General features: G+C 55.1%; 16 protein-coding genes. 13 read left to right on the top strand and 3 right to left on the bottom strand.

The window, feature by feature from the left end; genetic code table 11:
• Positions 1-40 precede the first annotated feature (40 nt).
• Positions 41-580 carry a GntR family transcriptional regulator gene (locus G506_RS19540; RefSeq protein WP_240473413.1) on the bottom strand — a complete coding sequence of 180 codons (540 nt, stop codon included), beginning with the start codon at positions 578-580 and terminating at the stop codon, positions 41-43.
• Between the two features lie 59 nt (positions 581-639).
• On the opposite strand from G506_RS19540, the gene G506_RS20715 reads away from it, so the two are divergent.
• The 13 genes from G506_RS20715 (at position 640) to G506_RS0110765 (ending at position 13,555) form a co-directional block, all read left to right on the top strand.
• Positions 640-870, top strand: a complete 231-nt coding sequence (locus G506_RS20715; protein ID WP_338032044.1) for an enolase C-terminal domain-like protein — start codon at positions 640-642, stop codon at positions 868-870.
• Between the two features lie 711 nt (positions 871-1,581).
• Positions 1,582-3,681 carry a TonB-dependent receptor plug domain-containing protein gene (locus tag G506_RS0110820; protein WP_051202069.1) on the top strand — a complete coding sequence of 700 codons (2,100 nt, stop codon included), beginning with the start codon at positions 1,582-1,584 and terminating at the stop codon, positions 3,679-3,681.
• A 10-nt stretch (positions 3,682-3,691) separates the two neighbouring features.
• Positions 3,692-4,687 carry an ABC transporter substrate-binding protein gene (locus tag G506_RS0110815; protein WP_035387264.1) on the top strand — a complete coding sequence of 332 codons (996 nt, stop codon included), beginning with the start codon at positions 3,692-3,694 and terminating at the stop codon, positions 4,685-4,687.
• Positions 4,675-5,742 carry a FecCD family ABC transporter permease gene (locus tag G506_RS0110810; protein WP_035387263.1) on the top strand — a complete coding sequence of 356 codons (1,068 nt, stop codon included), beginning with the start codon at positions 4,675-4,677 and terminating at the stop codon, positions 5,740-5,742. Before G506_RS0110815 ends, G506_RS0110810 begins: the two co-directional genes overlap by 13 nt.
• The gene (locus G506_RS0110805) at positions 5,735-7,054 is read left to right on the top strand and encodes an ATP-binding cassette domain-containing protein (protein ID WP_240473412.1); all 1,320 of its coding nucleotides are present in this window, start codon (positions 5,735-5,737) and stop codon (positions 7,052-7,054) included. Before G506_RS0110810 ends, G506_RS0110805 begins: the two co-directional genes overlap by 8 nt.
• Positions 7,047-7,742, top strand: coding sequence for a hypothetical protein (locus tag G506_RS0110800; RefSeq protein ID WP_051202067.1), 696 nt, complete (start codon positions 7,047-7,049; stop codon positions 7,740-7,742). Before G506_RS0110805 ends, G506_RS0110800 begins: the two co-directional genes overlap by 8 nt.
• Complete coding sequence (locus G506_RS19535; protein WP_051202066.1) at positions 7,739-8,575, top strand: hypothetical protein; 837 nt, start codon at positions 7,739-7,741, stop codon at positions 8,573-8,575. The genes G506_RS0110800 and G506_RS19535 overlap by 4 nt, the downstream gene beginning before the upstream one ends.
• Complete coding sequence (locus tag G506_RS19530) at positions 8,572-9,399, top strand: DUF3450 family protein (RefSeq protein WP_051202065.1); 828 nt, start codon at positions 8,572-8,574, stop codon at positions 9,397-9,399. Before G506_RS19535 ends, G506_RS19530 begins: the two co-directional genes overlap by 4 nt.
• A 25-nt stretch (positions 9,400-9,424) precedes the next feature.
• The gene (locus G506_RS19525; RefSeq protein WP_051202064.1) at positions 9,425-10,828 is read left to right on the top strand and encodes a MotA/TolQ/ExbB proton channel family protein; all 1,404 of its coding nucleotides are present in this window, start codon (positions 9,425-9,427) and stop codon (positions 10,826-10,828) included.
• The gene (locus tag G506_RS19520; RefSeq protein WP_051202063.1) at positions 10,825-11,367 is read left to right on the top strand and encodes a MotA/TolQ/ExbB proton channel family protein; all 543 of its coding nucleotides are present in this window, start codon (positions 10,825-10,827) and stop codon (positions 11,365-11,367) included. Before G506_RS19525 ends, G506_RS19520 begins: the two co-directional genes overlap by 4 nt.
• Positions 11,360-11,773: an ExbD/TolR family protein gene (locus G506_RS0110775; protein WP_028116870.1), complete on the top strand. Its 414-nt coding sequence runs from the start codon at positions 11,360-11,362 to the stop codon at positions 11,771-11,773. The genes G506_RS19520 and G506_RS0110775 overlap by 8 nt, the downstream gene beginning before the upstream one ends.
• The gene (locus G506_RS20465; RefSeq protein WP_051202062.1) at positions 11,770-12,405 is read left to right on the top strand and encodes an energy transducer TonB; all 636 of its coding nucleotides are present in this window, start codon (positions 11,770-11,772) and stop codon (positions 12,403-12,405) included. The genes G506_RS0110775 and G506_RS20465 overlap by 4 nt, the downstream gene beginning before the upstream one ends.
• Positions 12,377-13,555, top strand: a complete 1,179-nt coding sequence (locus G506_RS0110765; protein WP_169628101.1) for a tetratricopeptide repeat protein — start codon at positions 12,377-12,379, stop codon at positions 13,553-13,555. Before G506_RS20465 ends, G506_RS0110765 begins: the two co-directional genes overlap by 29 nt.
• Positions 13,556-13,771: 216 nt before the next feature.
• Here G506_RS0110765 and G506_RS0110760 read toward each other — a convergent pair whose 3' ends face one another.
• Positions 13,772-14,302: a hypothetical protein gene (locus tag G506_RS0110760; protein WP_028116868.1), complete on the bottom strand. Its 531-nt coding sequence runs from the start codon at positions 14,300-14,302 to the stop codon at positions 13,772-13,774.
• A 453-nt stretch (positions 14,303-14,755) separates the two neighbouring features.
• Positions 14,756-15,793, bottom strand: coding sequence for an IS110 family RNA-guided transposase (locus G506_RS0110755; protein WP_028116867.1), 1,038 nt, complete (start codon positions 15,791-15,793; stop codon positions 14,756-14,758).
• Positions 15,794-15,883: the final 90 nt, after the last annotated feature.

Raw genomic sequence — 15,883 nt, 5'->3', positions numbered from 1 at the left:
TGACCGTGAGCCAGCGCACAGCATCGACGGATTTTTGAACTTACTCGGGCGTAAATGGGGTGATGTTGGCGCGGGCTTGTTGCTGGGCGGCAACCGCATCGCCGGCGCAGATCGCCGCCACTAACCCTTGATGGCTTAACGCACTTTGGGACAGATCGTAGTTCTGGTGGGTAATGGCGATGTACGCCTGCAATGGATAGAGGATCTGCTTGTATTGGCTCTGCATTCGCTCGCTGCCGCAGATCGCCACAATCTGTTGGTGCAGCTGCCAATCCATCTGGCTGATGGCGCGATTGTCTTTGGGCTTGTTTTGGCACAGCTGACAGTACTGCTGATAGAGGCTGTGCAGCGCTTGCTTATCGACGTCACTGGCCCACTCGGCGGCCATCGCCGCCGCTTCCCCCTCCAGCGCCAAACGCAGATGGTACAGCTCCCACAGATCCGCTTGGTCAATCTCCACCACTTGCCAACCGGCGTAGGGCTTTTGCACCACCAACCCCTCGTGCACCAAGGTATTCAGCGCCATCCGCACGGTGCTGCGGGATAACTCCAACTGCTTAGCCAAATTACTCTCAACCAACTTGGCGCCAAGGACAATCTCGCCATCTAAGATCAACTGGCGCAGATAACGGTACTCAGCTGATCCCGCACGGCTTCAGCACCGGCATCCTGCTGTCTGCCTCGGTTCACTTCTTGGCGGCCTGTGAGCACGGCACTCTGATGGAGTTCTCCCAGAGCAGCAGCCCACTGTTTACCAGCTTGGTGAAGAACCAGCTGCAATTCGACAACGGCTACGTAGCCGTGTCCGATGCACTGGGTCTGGGCATCGAGCTAGACGAAGAGCTGATCGCCAAATACCGCGTTAACTGATCCGCAGATCAGGTTGGCAGCGACACCGAGTTAGCCCGGTCGCTGCCAATGTTCGATTCTCGTTCGTTGTTGTCAGCAGCAAACTGAGTATTGGCCTTAGGCCACACCAATCCCAGCCTCGCGCTGGGATTTTTTTTGGCTCAATTTGGATGAGTCATTTGGTCGCAGCTGCATCAATAGATCCCACTATTGGTTGCAGTTCTCAGTCGGCTGTTAGAAATCCCGCCTCAGTGTGTGATCAAGGTTAAAATAAACTCAATTTGCTCAGATCTCGGCCAACCCAGCCGTTACACTGCAGCACAATCGCCCCTGGGCGATTAAGGCCAGAACTGATTCTTTGCGCGCAACTCGTCCTATCCCGCCTGCAAAGCATTGGTCGCTGGCCTTTTCCTTTTCTACGCCCCCCAGCAACAGCACCACTCCCCGTACAGCCACCTTACACTCAAGCGGTTAACTGACTCTAACGAACCACGGTCACCAAACTTCACCCCAAAAAGTCCAGACAACTTGGCGCAACCCCCCACAACAACACGACCCAACAAGGGCAATATGTCACACAAAACACAAAACACTCGCAAGTGATGTCATTTATTGGCGCTTTTGGTGTGATCACTATCGATAACTGAATAAACACTGAAAACTTGCCCTGCCGCCTTTGTTAGCATCCCCGCGTATTTTTTAGCCCTGTTCATAATTAGCAAGGAGCATGCAGTGAAGTCTCTGCGTCTGTCCCCACTGGCCCTGATGGTGGCCGCCGGTTTATCCGCCCAAGCGATGGCGGCCGATAACAGCAACGTATTCTCTTTAGGGGAAATTGTGGTGGCCGATCAAGCCACTGGGGTGCGCGATATCGCCATCAACAACGTGCTGACTCAAGAAACCATTGAGATGGTTGGGGCACAGACCGCGGCGGATGCACTGAGTTACATGCCCGGCGTACACATCACCCAGAACAACAAAGGCGAGCGTCACCTGAACCTGCAAGGTTTTGATCAAAGCCGTGTGTTGATCCTGCTGGACGGTATTCCTTACTACAACACCAACGAAGGCAAGCTGAACCTTGATCAGATCCCGGCCAACATCATTGCCAAAGTAGAGATCACCAAAGGCGCTTCTTCGGTACTTTATGGGCCAAACGGCATGGGCGGGGTGGTAAACATCATCACCAAACAGGGCCACGAAGGCATTTCTGGTGAGATCAGCGCCAGTGTTGGTGAATACGGCCAGAACCATCAAGACGCCTCTTTTAGTTACGGCAAAGGTAACTTCACTGTATTCGGTTCCATCGAACACACCGGTCGCGATGCGTTCCGCTTGTCTGGTGACTATGAAATGCCAGAGAAAGTAGAAGACAAGACCACCGGAGAAATGGTTCAGCTGGAAGATGGCGGCCGCCGGATTAACTCGGATTTAGAGTCATTAAGTGCCCGCCTGCGAGCTGGCTACAACAACGGCACGACCGCGGTTTATGCCACTGTATTTCAATTTGAAACTGAACGCGGCCTGCCATTCCAAGACAACCGCATTAAATCTTGGGCGACCTATACCAGCTACGCGGACATTACCGATTACACCGACCGCGGTATCGATCTTAATGCCAGCCATAAAGTCTCTGATAACCTGACTTTGCGTGGGCTTGCCTACTACCACACCCACACCGACAACATGGCTTATTACGAAGGCATTAAAAAGGAAGAGAAATGGGGTGACAGTGGCTTTGACGACTACAGCGTTGGTGGCGCGCTATTTGCCGATTATCGCTTTAGCGAAACCCACAGCTTGAGTATTTCTGGTAACTACAAGAAAGACATTCACCGTAAAACTTTCTCGCTTGTACCAGATCACTTGGTATCTAGCCGCCCTGAGCTTGATGAAGGTGACAGCATCGAGGGCTACAAAAACCAACTGTCTACTTACAGTCTGGCCGCTGAAGACACCATCCACTTTGGCAATCTAACGGTGGTTAGTGGTATCGCCTGGCACCGCCAAGTGGTTGATGATATGCAAGGCTATATCATCACCGAAAACAACAACGACACCACTGATACCTTCGATCCGATGATTGGTATGAGCTACGCCCTATCTGAACGCGCACGAGTTTTTGGTTCGGTTGCCCAAAAAACCCGCTTTGCGACTTTTAATGATATGAGCAGTGACGATGGCAAACTGCATCAGCTAGACCCTGAGCGCAGCTTGAGCAGTACTTTGGGTTACGAACACCAGTTTGATTCGGAATTGGTTAGCCAATTTAACTTCAGCCTGTTCCATCACGACATTAAAGATCGGTTATCTACCATTGATGTCGATAATCCAGCTGAAGAAGAAGGTAATGGCGACTGGCGCGTTCCTGTCAACATTGATGAATCCGAAACCTTTGGTACTGAACTGTCCTTTAGTGGCGAACTGACAGAGGAGTTGCGTTACACCATCGATCATACCTACACCCACGCTCGCAATAAGTCAGATGACGTAGATTATGACGAGGTTTACGACGTTCCGACCAACGAAGTCAGTGCAATGTTGATTTGGGATGAACAGGTTACCGGCATTAGCGCCAACCTAAACATCAATTACAAAGACAAATTCGTAATTGGTGACAAAAAGGTAGGTCAACGGCCAAACACTTATTACGTCCCAGTGTTTGAAAAAGACGTTACCGTTATCAACGCAGGTATTCGCAAAGACTTCTTTAACCATCAGCTGACTGTGTTTGCCAACGTTAACAACCTGATGGACGTGAACTTCTACGAAGGTGATGGCCACGCTACCGAAGGTCGTAACTTCGATATCGGCGTAACCTACCGCTTCTAAGGTTGCCCAGATGTCTCGTAAGTTCTTACGGTCGCTGACCACAGCGATGCTGTTAGGGCTTGGTACAAAAGCAGCGGCCAGTCCGCTGCTTTTGACCGACATGACCGGGCGCCAAGTCGCCCTGTCAGAGCCTGCAACCCGCATCGTCACAACCTATATGCCCGCCTCCATATTGTCCCTAAGCCTTGGTCTTGGGGACAATCTCGTTGGGGTCTCCAGTCAAGACAACCGCCAATCGCTGGTGCGTAAGCTGCTGGGCCAGCGCAGTCCCACCCAAGTGGGCAACCTCACCGCAGGTATTAACCTTGAAACCGTGTTGGCTCTGAAACCGGATCTGGTGCTGATCAGCGATAAAAAAGATGGCGCAAGACTGGCCGATCAACTGGCACAACTGAAGGTGCCAGCACTGCTGATCCGCGCTGAATCGCTGCCGCAAATCGAACAAGCGCTAACCTTGATCGCCACCGCCGCGGGCAACCCCGCAGAGGCTGAGCGAGTGATCGACGCCAGTCGCGCACTGCAACAAGAGCTAAGCCAACGCTTAACCGGTGTCACCCCAGTGCGCGGCTATTACGGCAACGGCGGCGATCTCTATCGCAGCGTCGGCAAATCGATGTTCCAACACGATCTGCTTACTAAAGCCGGCATCGATAACGTCGCCGCGGACGTCGCCGGTTTCTATCCGAAAATTAACCTTGAGCAACTGCTGACCTGGGCGCCGCAATATCTGGTGCTGGAGCAAGGCCGTGGCGAGCGCATCAGCGAGCAACTGGCCGAGCCGCAATTGATGGTGCTCAAGGACGTGCCGCGTACTACCTTGCCATCGGATGCGCTGTGGCACATGCCAACCCCATTGGCCGCCGCCAGCGCCTACTACGTTGCCAGCCAAGTTCACCCACAGCGTTTTAACGACGTGAATGTAGCGGATCGCTTGGGTCAGTTTTACCAACAAGTGGTCGGCGACGCTTGCACAGCGCCATTTGAGAACAGTCTATGTCGCCACTAGCCGCCGCGCCGCGCTGCCAGCGCACCCTGTCCGCGCAACAGATGGCGCTGTTGCTGCTGTTAACCCTGGCGGCGGCGTTGCTGCTGGGGCGCTTTGATACCGATCTGGCCTCGACTTTAACCGCGCTTAGCAAACTGCCAGCGGTACTGTGGGCCCTGCTCAGCAGCAGCCCATTACCAGCAGACTTAAGCGCCAGTGAACAGGTGATCCTATTAGTGCGCCTGCCACGGCTGCTGATGGCACTGATGATTGGTGCGGGGCTGGCGATGGCGGGCACCGTCTATCAAGGGGTGTTTCGTAACCCGCTGGTCTCCCCCGACATTTTAGGGGTCAGCGCCGGCTGTATGTTTGGTGCGGCGCTGGGGCTGCTGCTGCCCGGCAGCAGTTGGTTGCTGGTGCAAGGGTTGGCGTTCAGCTTTGGCCTACTGGCGGCGTTTGCGGCAATCTCGATGGCACGCCAAGTGGGCAACAACAGCCTGCTGATTATGATCATGACCGGCATCATCGTTGGCTCGCTGTTTGGCGCGGCGCTGATGGTGATCAAAACCTTGGCGGATCCCTACGGCGAACTGCCGGCGATCACCTTCTGGTTGATGGGCTCACTGTCCGCCAGCAGTTGGGACAACGTTGGCAAACTGCTGCCCGCGCTGCTGCTCGGCTATGGCTGCGCTCATCTGCTGCGCTACCGCTTAAACATTCTCTGCCAAGGCGACAAACAGTGCCAAGCGCTGGGGGTCGATCCGCGCCGACTGCGGCTGCTGCTGACCATCGTCAGTTCGCTGGTGGTGGCCGCCTGTGTCTCCGTCGCGGGGCAAATTGGTTGGCTCGGGCTGGTGGTGCCACACATGATCCGTTCAATCATTGGCGCCGATCATATCAAGCTTTTGCCGCTGGCCACCTTGGCGGGCGCGGTGTTTATGCTGCTGGCCGACACCCTGGCCCGCAGCAGTTTCAGTTTGGAGTTACCGGTGGGGATCATCACCTCGGTGGTCGGCGCGCCGCTGTTTGCGTTGTTGCTGTACCGCAGCCGATTCCGTGGAGGCGCTCATGGTTAATCACACCGCAGAAACCGTGCTGACGGTAAACGATCTGACTCTGCATTTAGAGCAGCGTTTACTGCTTAATAACGTCAATTTCAGCGCTAATGCTGGCGAGTTCATTGCCATTTTGGGCGCCAACGGCGTCGGCAAATCGACCCTATTCGACTGCCTGCTGGGCCATCGCGCCGCCGACAGCGGTCAGGTGCAATTACGTCAGCAGCCGTTACAACAGTTATCGATTGCCGAACGGGCGCAACAGATCGCCTTGGTGCCGCAGCAGCAAGAGGGGGTGTTCGCCTTCTCGGGGCTCGATACCGTGCTGATGGGGCGCACCCCCTACCTCAGCGCTTTTGCCTGCCCCAGTGACGACGACCGTCAGCTCGCGCTGGCGATGCTGCGGCGCCTTAATGCCAGCCATCTGGCCGAGCGTGAATTTAATCAGCTCAGTGGTGGCGAAAAGCAGCTGCTGCTGTTAGCGCGGGCGATGGTGCAAAGCCAGCACCTGTTGCTGCTGGATGAGCCCACCAACCATCTGGATTACCACAACCGTTATCACATGCTCGATCAGGTCAAACTGGCCTGCCGCCGCGATCAGCTGTGCGCCATCGCCATCTTGCACGATCCCAATCTGGCCTACCGCTACGCCGATAAGGTGCTGCTGCTCGACCATGGTCGCTGCCTTGGTTTTGGCGCACCCGCGCAAGTGATGACTCCCGCTAACCTCAGTGCCCTGTATGGGATGGCGACCGCCGCCATCGCCATCGGCCAGCAGCAGATCTTTATGCCGCAACACTTAACCGAACAGACCCAGCCACGAGTGCTGCTGCTTACCGGAGAGTCCGGCAGCGGCAAAACCACCGCGCTGATGAACCTGTGGCAACAACAGCCGCAGCTCCAATTAAAAGGCTTGTTATGCCCCGGCGAAATGGCCGACGGCAAACGCCTCAGCAGCGACGCCATCAATCTGGCCAGCGGCGAACGCCAACCGTTTGGCCGTCGCCAAGCCCAGTTCGATGCTGCCACCGGCACCCGTTTTAGCTTCGCCCCAGAGGGGCTGGCACTGGCACAGCAAGCGCTTAACGCCGCAAGCGATGACCACAGCACCTATCTGGTGGATGAGATTGGGCCGATGGAGCTGGCCGGTCTGGGCCTTGCCAAAGCGATCGCCAGTTTGCTGGCCAATCCGCAGCGCAAGCAGATCTGGGTGGTGCGGCCATCGCTGTTAGAGGCGGTTATTGAACGCTGGCATCTGCAGGCGCCACAGATTGTCGTCGCCAGCGACGCCGATGCCGCCAGCCAACTGTTGGAGTTTTGCGCCAATGACTGATCCTAAACCAATAAGCAGCACCACTGTCCCATCAGCCCGATTCGATCTCAGTCGCGGCTTAAGCCTTGGCTTGTTGCTGCTGTGCCTAGGCTGGCTGGCCGAGGTGTACCTCAAGAATCATCAGTTCCCGATGAGCAGCACCCTGATGTTGCTGCTGATTGGCGCGCTGATGTTGTTGCTGAGCGGCCAACTGTCGCTGTCCGCCTCCGGCGTCAGTCGCCAATATCGTTATGGTTGCAGCGCCGCCGCGCTGGTGTTGCTGGCGCTGGCCAGCCGCTACAGCGCCCCGGATGAGGCCAGCTCGGTACTGACCTATCTGTGGGCGCAGCTGTTCTTCCTCTCGCGGCCATTAACCCTTGGCTTAGTGCTGGCCGCCGCCATCGGCTATCTGCTGCTGATTAAACAGCGCGACCAACGGCTGCAAATTCACTGTCATCTGCTGGCACTGTTGGCGGGATTAGCGTTTATGTGCGGTGAAGTCGCTGGCAGCTATTGGGCAATGCAGGGCTGGGGCCGCACCTGGAGTTGGAGCAGCCACTTCTTCTTCTCGGCGCTGTTCTATCTGCTGCTGATCTTGGTGTTTCACTTCCCGCGCCAATGGCTGCGGAGCCAGAAACAATTGAATCTGGCCAAAGCGCTGTTGCTGCTGTTTATCGCGTTGCTGCAAGTGGGGTATCGGATCAAATGACTAGCTTGCTCGAAAAACTCAGCTCGATGCGCCTCGCCTGCGTGCTGATCATCGCCAGTATTGTCTGGTTTGCATTAGGTATTTTTCTGTCGGAACAAGCCGGTTACTGGCCAGTGCTGAAACAGCTTAGCGGCCTGCCCTTTAGCCAATGGTCACCGCTGCTGGGCGACAACCCACCGGTGCTGTGGTGGCTAGTTAGCCTAGTTATGGTGGTGGCGCTGTTGGGGGTCAACACCTTGGCCTGCTCCGTCACCGGCTTATGGCCGATTTGGCAAAAACGGCGCTGGCGCCATCGTCATCTGTGGTTGCTGCCAATTCACCTGCTGACGCTGGTGATCTTCTGCATGCACGCGCTGGAAATTGTGGTGCTGCATCAGCCAACCCACATCGAGCTAAAAGCCGGCGAGCAGACCGAATTTAACGGCCACACCGTGCGGCTAGATAGCATCGAATACAACAACGACATCGGTCTTATTCGCCAAGATGCCGAAGGGCACACCCAAGCCGGACGGATGACCCGCCGCACCTTGGCCGACTTTGATCCGCGCATCAACCACGCCAACCTCAGTGTGTTCGATGCCGACGGCAAACTGCTGATCAGCGATGCCGCCAGCTTTATGGAGCCACTGGAATGGGGCGATCACAAAGCGGCGGCGGTGGATTTCTTCGTCCCCCACGGCGCCGCCGACAGCGCCCTGACGGTCAAATTCACCTTAAGCCATAACCCGATGGCCAAGATCTATTTTGGCAGCTACATCCTGCTGATCTTGTCGCTGCTTATTCACCAATTCCATCTACTGTCGGGCTTTGCCCGCACCGAGCGTATTTCATGACCCGTTCTGTCATTAATGCCAGCCGCCTGAGCCTGCTGCTGGCCGGTTGCTGGTTGGCTGCGGCAAGCAGCGCCGCCACTACAAATACCGATACCACTGTTGCCACAACCAGCGCCAATCCGCAGGCACTGCAAGCGACGTTGGCCAAACCGATCGCCAGCGCCGCCGAACTTGGCCGCCAAGCCGCCCGCTGGCAGCAGCAACAAGCGGATCTCAACAGCCAGCAGCAACAGCAGTTGGCACAGCTGTACTGGACCGAATATCAGATCGCCAAGCTAGAGCGACAGGTGGCCGAACAACAAGCGCAGGTCAGCCAACTGAGCACCGACATCGCCAACATCGATGCCATTCGTCAGCACCTCGATCCCAATCTGGAGATCTGGTACGCCGAACTGGAACGCTTTGTGGAGGCCGATCTGCCGTTTGCCAAAGAGGAACGCGCCCGCCGCTTAAGTTTCCTGCGCCAAGCACTGGATGACGTCAACCTCAACCAAGCGGAGCGCTTTAGCCGCTTGCTAGAAGCACTGCGAATTGAGATTGAGCAAGGTTATGGCAGCCACAGCGAACAAGCGCTGATTGAACTGGCTGGCGAACAGCGGCAGATGCAACTGCTGCGCATTGGCCGTTTAGCGTGGTTTGCCCAAAGCGCCGATGGCCAGCACAGCGGTTACTTCGATCGCAGCAACAATCAGTGGCAGCCCCTTGGCAGCGAGCACAACGCCGCGATCAGCTCGGCAATTGCCATCAGCCAAAACCAGCAGGCCGCCGCGTTGGTGCCGCTGTTGATCCCGAACACTAACGCCAACGGCAGCGCCCAGCAGTAAGGCCATGATGATGACGTGTAATGCAATGAAGTCTTGTTTGATTAAATCGACCATCGCCGCTGCCCTGCTGAGCCTAACCGCTAGTGCCGCCGCCAGCTCGTCAAGCAGCAGCTCGTTAAGCCAACAGGCAGATCAGCGCGCCGCCGCGATCCAGGCCGACAACCACCAGTGGCAGCAACAGCTCAGCGCCGAACGCCAAGCACTGCTGGCCGACAGCAAGGCACTAAGCAATAAACTGGCCGAGCAAACCGCCACCATGCAGGCGCTGCAAGCCAAACTGGCTGAACTAAACCAAAAGCGCCAGCAACTGAGCGAAGCCAAAGCCGCCGCCGAAGCGGATATGGCACTGGTGGACAGCAGCTACCGCCACGCCTTAAGCCAACTGCAGCAGCGCTGGCAGTTAAGCCCAAGCCAGTACCTATACCCGCAGCGCCAAACTTGGCTGGTAAGCCAGATCGCCAGCGAGGGGTTCCCAAGCTCAGCGGCGCTGCAGCAACTGGTGGATTACGCCTTGGGCGATCTGCACAGCGGTGCCAGCATCACTCCGTTACAGCAGCCGTTTGCCAGCAGCGATGGTCGCAGCCAAAGCACCGACTTAACCGTGATTGGTCAGGCGATGGTGATTGGCCAGCAAGGGGCGCAGTTGGGGCTTATCGATACTCAACAGCAGCAGTGGCTTAGCCCGCTGCCAAGCCATATCGAACAGCCACTACAGCAATGGCAAAGCGGTGCCAGTGAGCTGCTGCCGCTGGACTTAAGCCAAGGCAGCGCGCTGGCGTCACTGGTGGCGCAGCGCAGCTGGCAAGATTGGGTGGTTGATGGCGGCGAGATGCTGTGGCCAATTCTGGCGCTGACCGCACTGGGGTTACTGACCATTGTGATCTGCGGCGCACGGCTACTGTGGTGGCGACCGCTACCAGCGCTGAATGCCGACCAAATTGAACAACAGCTTAGCGGCCTAAAACGTACCCCAGCCGCCACGGTGCTGCTGCAAGCGTGGCACAGCAGTTCACTGGAGGCCGCCGATCAGCAGCTTAAGCAAGGGATGTTGGCGCAGCTGGGTCGTTTCGAACGCGGCTTAGCGTTTGTCACCTTGCTGGCAGCGCTGGCGCCGATGCTCGGCCTGCTCGGCACCGTCAGCGGCATGATTGAAACCTTCCGCGCCCTAACCGAATTTGGCAACGCCGAACCGAAGCTGCTCTCTAGCGGCATCAGTAAAGCGTTGATCACCACCCAAGCGGGCTTGATCGCCGCCATTCCGCTGTTGCTGCTGCACCATCCACTGAAGCGCCGCGCCCAACGGTTGACCGCCAATATGGAACAACACGGTGCCCAGTTGCTGGCCTACAAACTGGAGGGGGCGACCACCGTAGCGCCAGTCCAACCAGCGACTAATTCAGTAGCTAACCCAACCGAGCATGCAGCATGAGTAGCCTGCTGAACCAACCGCTGCTCAGCGACTTACTCGGTTATCTGCAAGCGGGCGGCGCGGTGATGTGGCCGCTGCTGCTGTGCTGCTTGCTGATGCTGTATCTGGCGGCAGGCTTGCTGCTGCCTCCCAGTAAGCCACATCTGTTGACAGCCACTGACACCAAAACAGGCGCCGCCGCTCCAGCGTGGCTGCAACAACGACAGCAACAACTGGCGCTGCAGCGGGCGGCCGCCAGTCAACAAGGACAACTGCAGGGCTTAAAACTGCTGGCCACCACCGCGCCCCTGCTGGGGTTGCTGGGCACTGTGAGCGCGATGATCACCATGTTTGATGCCATCGGCAGCAGCGGCTTGCAGCACGGCAGCGCCCTATCGGATGGCATCGCCCAAGCGATGATCACCACCCAAACTGGGCTGCTGATCGGCGCCCCCGGCTTGCTGCTGGCATTCCTGTGGCAACGCCGTCTTAACCGCTTGCAACAGCAGTGGCGCAGCGCACTAACCTCCGCCAACCCTAAGGAACTCACCGATGCTTAGTGATCGTCTTAATCGCGATGGCGACAGCGAAATCAATATGACGCCGATGCTGGATGTGGTGTTCATCCTGCTGATCTTCTTTATCGTCTCCACCAGCTTTGTCCAGCTCAATAAGGTTGAAATTGAACGGCCACAAGCCGCCACCGCCGAAGCCAGCCACGGCACCCCGTCGATCATCAGCTTGGATGGTGCCGGACGGCTGTATTGGCAGGGCAAAGAGTTAGACATCTACTACCTGCCAGCCACCCTGCGGCAACTGGCGGCCTCAACCCCGAATGCTCAGCTGCTGATCATGGCCGATCAGCGCTGTCCTACCGGAGTCACTATTAAGGTGTTGGATATCGCCAATCAGTCCGGCTTAAAACACACCGCGGTCGCCGCCGATCAACTGGGTAGCAGCCAATGATGATTGCCACCTTTGGCCGTGGCACCCTGCGGTTAGCGGTGGCGCTGCCACTGGCGTACCTGTTGGTGTTTTGGCTGCCACAACAACTGAATCATCGCGGCCCAGTGCAACTGGCCAGCACGGAGTCGGTTGCGCCGTTAGTGCTGCCACCACCGCCGCCACCGAAACAGGACAAGCCGAAACCGCAGCAGCAAAACGCCAGCGCCAAGCCGCAGCAGGCACTGCCGAAACCGGCACCGGCGCCCAGCCTAAATGCCCCGAGTATGGCGTTACCGCTGCTTAGCCCAACGCTTTCGATGCCAAGCCTAAGCGATGCACCACTGCCAGAGCTGGGTCAGCAACTGGCCAGTTTGTCCGAGGTGGATCAGCCACCGAAGCTGCTGAAATACCTGCCGCCGAAAATGCCGATGAAAGCCCGCAATGCCGGGGTAACCGGTAAGGTGATGCTGCGCTTGGTGGTGTCAGAGCAAGGCGAGGTGGTGGAAGCCACCGTGCAACAAGCAGAGCCTGCGGGCTACTTTGAACAGGCGGCGCTGGACGCGGCCAAACGCTGGCAGTTCAAGCCAGCCCTAATTGCCCAACAGGCAGTCGCGGTATTTGTCGATGTTCCGATCAATTTTGAGCTTAATTAGTCTATTGCCGATGTTGGCAGTCGCCGCCCAAGGCTTATCCAGCCACCACTATCGGGTATTGTCTGAGGCCGATAAGTTGCTGCAAGCGGGCCAAGCGGTCGAGGCCGCCGCCAGCCTATGGCCACTCATCGACGGCGAACAGCCACCGCTGCCGGTGTATCAATATGCCTGTCGCGCCGCCGCCGAAGCCGATTACCCTGCAGCGCAGGTGCTATCGTGTTGGCAGCAAGCGCAGCGGCAGTTTCCCAATGAAAAAGTCCCCGCCCTGCAACTGGCGCAGCACTATCTGCAACACCAGCGCTACGCGGAGGCACTGCCACTGCTAAAGCCCTATCTGAATGATGCCGACGACGATAACGTCCGTTACCAATACGGCTACGGCTTGTATCAGTTGGGCCGTCATCAAGAGGTGTTAACGGTACTGGTTAAGCCCGCGAACGCGGCGCTACCAACCCCTTGGTTGCCACTGCGCAGTTACAGCGCCTTGGCACTGGAAGATTGGCGGCAGCTACAACAGGAAAGTGAGCGTTGGCTAACCCAGCAGGCTGAGCAAGCGCAGCCGTGGCAGCTGCTGGCCCACGCTCTGATGCAGCTGGATCAACCGCAACAAGCGGCCACCGCGCTAGAGCTATTATCGCTGCTGCGACCAGAGCAAACCCGCCAACCTCTGCAGCAACTGTATATGCAGCAGCAAGCCCACAACTTAGCCGCCGAGTGCTTGGCCAATGACAAATTAACCCTGCACTGTCTGCAACAAGGTTATCTGGCAGGTAAATACCAACTAACCCTAGAAGCTACGAAGCAACTGGCACTGACCGAACTGCCACCAGCGCAACAGGATCAATTATTGCTACTGCAGGGGCGGCTCTACAGTGCCCTTGGTGATAACGAACTCGCGCGTAAGCACTGGCAACAAGTGGGCAAAGGTGCGCTACCGCAAGGGCTGGATGGCAACACCCTGAAAACCCTACGCCAGCAACGGGAATATCATCGTGGTCAAGGGTTATTGCTGATCGGTCAAAGCTATTGGCTGGCGCAACAATGGCCGGAAGCGCAGATGACCTACCGCGAACTGGAACGACTACCCAGTTTTGCTGGCAACGCCAAGGCGCTGCTGAATAATTTGGATTACTACACCAACTTGCAGTGATTTTTTAGTTTTTAGTTTTTAGTTTTTAGTTATCAGTAACAGTTGCCACAGTGCTGTTGCTCTTTCTAATCACTGACCACTGTCAACTATTCTGAAAAATCAAAAAGAGAGCCGACATTGGCTCTCTTTTCATCGTGCATTCAGATGCTTGGAATGGGTATCGATACAGCTAACGCCTAAATCAGGTGCGCTGTAGGCGTCACCTGGATTTTCTTGTTAGCTATGTTGCAGAAGGTCATTCGATTGTTTTTGCTTTTTTTCGATTACTTGCTGAATTTTATAAAGGAAATCTATTGCTGAATCGCAAAACTGAGCAACATCAAAAAAGAAAACCCAATTTTTATTTCCTTGCTTTCCTCTCAGAGTAATTTGACCTCCCCACCAAGTAAAATCCTTGTGGTAATTTACATTTCCTTGGTAATCCAAATTAACTTCGTTAGCATGAATTATTTTATTACAAAGAAACCTTAAATTTTTAGACGATTTGCTGATTTTGTTCTCATAAATATCAATATTATTTTCAAGTTCAAAAGGACAGAATTCATCAAAAGACCTGAGCTTGACTGCGAGTTCTATTAAGGATTCAGAAACAGAAAGCTTCAACGTTGTGGAGTATGACTCTTTATCGTACATACTAAAACTTGATTTATACATGTATCTGCGACACAAATCTTCACCAGCTATGGCTAAGCCTGCAAGATTCATAAGTTTCACATTTAAACTTTCTATAGAGATGTAATGAGACATTGATACTCCGGAAACAGCTAACACCCGCATAACGGGCTAATAAAGCTTGGCTAAAATTAGTGGAGCACGAACTAAGCCAAGCTTTATTAATCCATGCATTGATGCATTGTTAGCTACCGTTTTACTATTTTAATAACATCATTATCTGTAATTGTATGCTTTATGCCTTTATATGGGCTTTCTTCAGCCAACTCCCAGATGAATTTTGAAAAATTAACCATATATGGACGCCCCGTTAGCAGCAAGCTTTGATGAAGATTGGTTCGCGACCATATATCCGGCGTCAATATGGTACTGCTATCGTACCGCGCCATGATGAAATCCGAACCCTGGTTCCTTATCACTACATCGACATCATCGTGCCTTGGTCAACGATAGGTTTTCCCAGGGACGGGTAACCGTTAGTTCATCAGTGCTTGCAAACTCAGGTTTTGCTGTCAGCTAAGTCTCCTGCTAAGTGTTGGACGCAAACGCCAAGCGGGCATCAAAGTGCTGCTTGCTGTTCAATACGCCCCAGGCGATGCGCGCTAGTTTGTTGGCCAATGCGACGGTTGCTTTATTCTTGCCGCGGCGCTCAATTAGCCGTCTGAGCCACCGCCCGAGTCGGTCATCACGTTTATCTGCAAATCGAAGTACTGCTCGCGCACCGTGGATAAGTAGAACCCTAAGCTCCTTGTTTCCGTGTTTCGTTATGCCTCCCAGCATCTGCTTACCTCCAGAGCTTTGCTGCTTAGGGACTAACCCACACCAGGCGGCTAATTGTCTGCCATTTGCGAATTGTCCGCCTGAACCGATCTCACTTACCAATGCAGAAGTTATAACTGGGCCAAATCCTGGAACCGACATAAGTTCTGAGTATCCGGGTTGCTGTTTGCAAAGCTGATCTATTTGCTGATCTAAAGCTGTGACATCGATATCTAGCATGCGAAGGTCATCCAAAAGGTCACTTAGCAAGCTTCGGAGGATCCTTGAAAACCCATTCTCGTCATCAGCCAATGCATCCGGAAGAGTTTCTCTGAGCCGCTTTATGCCCAGTGGGAATATGACACCGTATTCTGCAGACAACGAACGAATTTGGTTCACTATCGCCGTGCGATGCTCAACGATACGGCGCCTTACACAGCGCAGTGCTTTGATGTCTTGCTGCTCAACCGTTTTGACTTCCACAAGGTGGATCTCTGGCCGTTCAGCAGCCTCACAAATCGCCAAAGCATCATTGGCATCGTTCTTCTGTTTGCGCGTGAAAGGTTTTACTAGCTGAGCCGGCACGAGCGCTGTTTTATAGCCCATGGATTTAAAGGTACGAGCCCAATAGTGAGAAGAGGCACAAGCCTCCATTGCGATTAGCGTACCTTCCGGAAGCTGACGGACTTCATGCAGCAACTTATTCCGACGAACCTTTCTGTTCCGTTGTACCTTGCCATCTTCACGTAAGACACAAACTTGAAAGATGTCTTTTGCTAGATCGATACCAACTACCTTAATCTTCATGGTGGACGCTCCTTCAGCGAATTAAGCAACTCAACTGCTTAATTCTGGCGCATTACGACGCCGTTTCACGGAGGGGCGTCCATCACATCA

This window comes from Ferrimonas senticii DSM 18821, from assembly GCF_000422665.1.
Taxonomy (GTDB): domain Bacteria; phylum Pseudomonadota; class Gammaproteobacteria; order Enterobacterales; family Shewanellaceae; genus Ferrimonas; species Ferrimonas senticii.
Note: the sequence above shows the minus strand (reverse complement) of the source record. Positions and strands in the feature narration are given on the sequence as shown.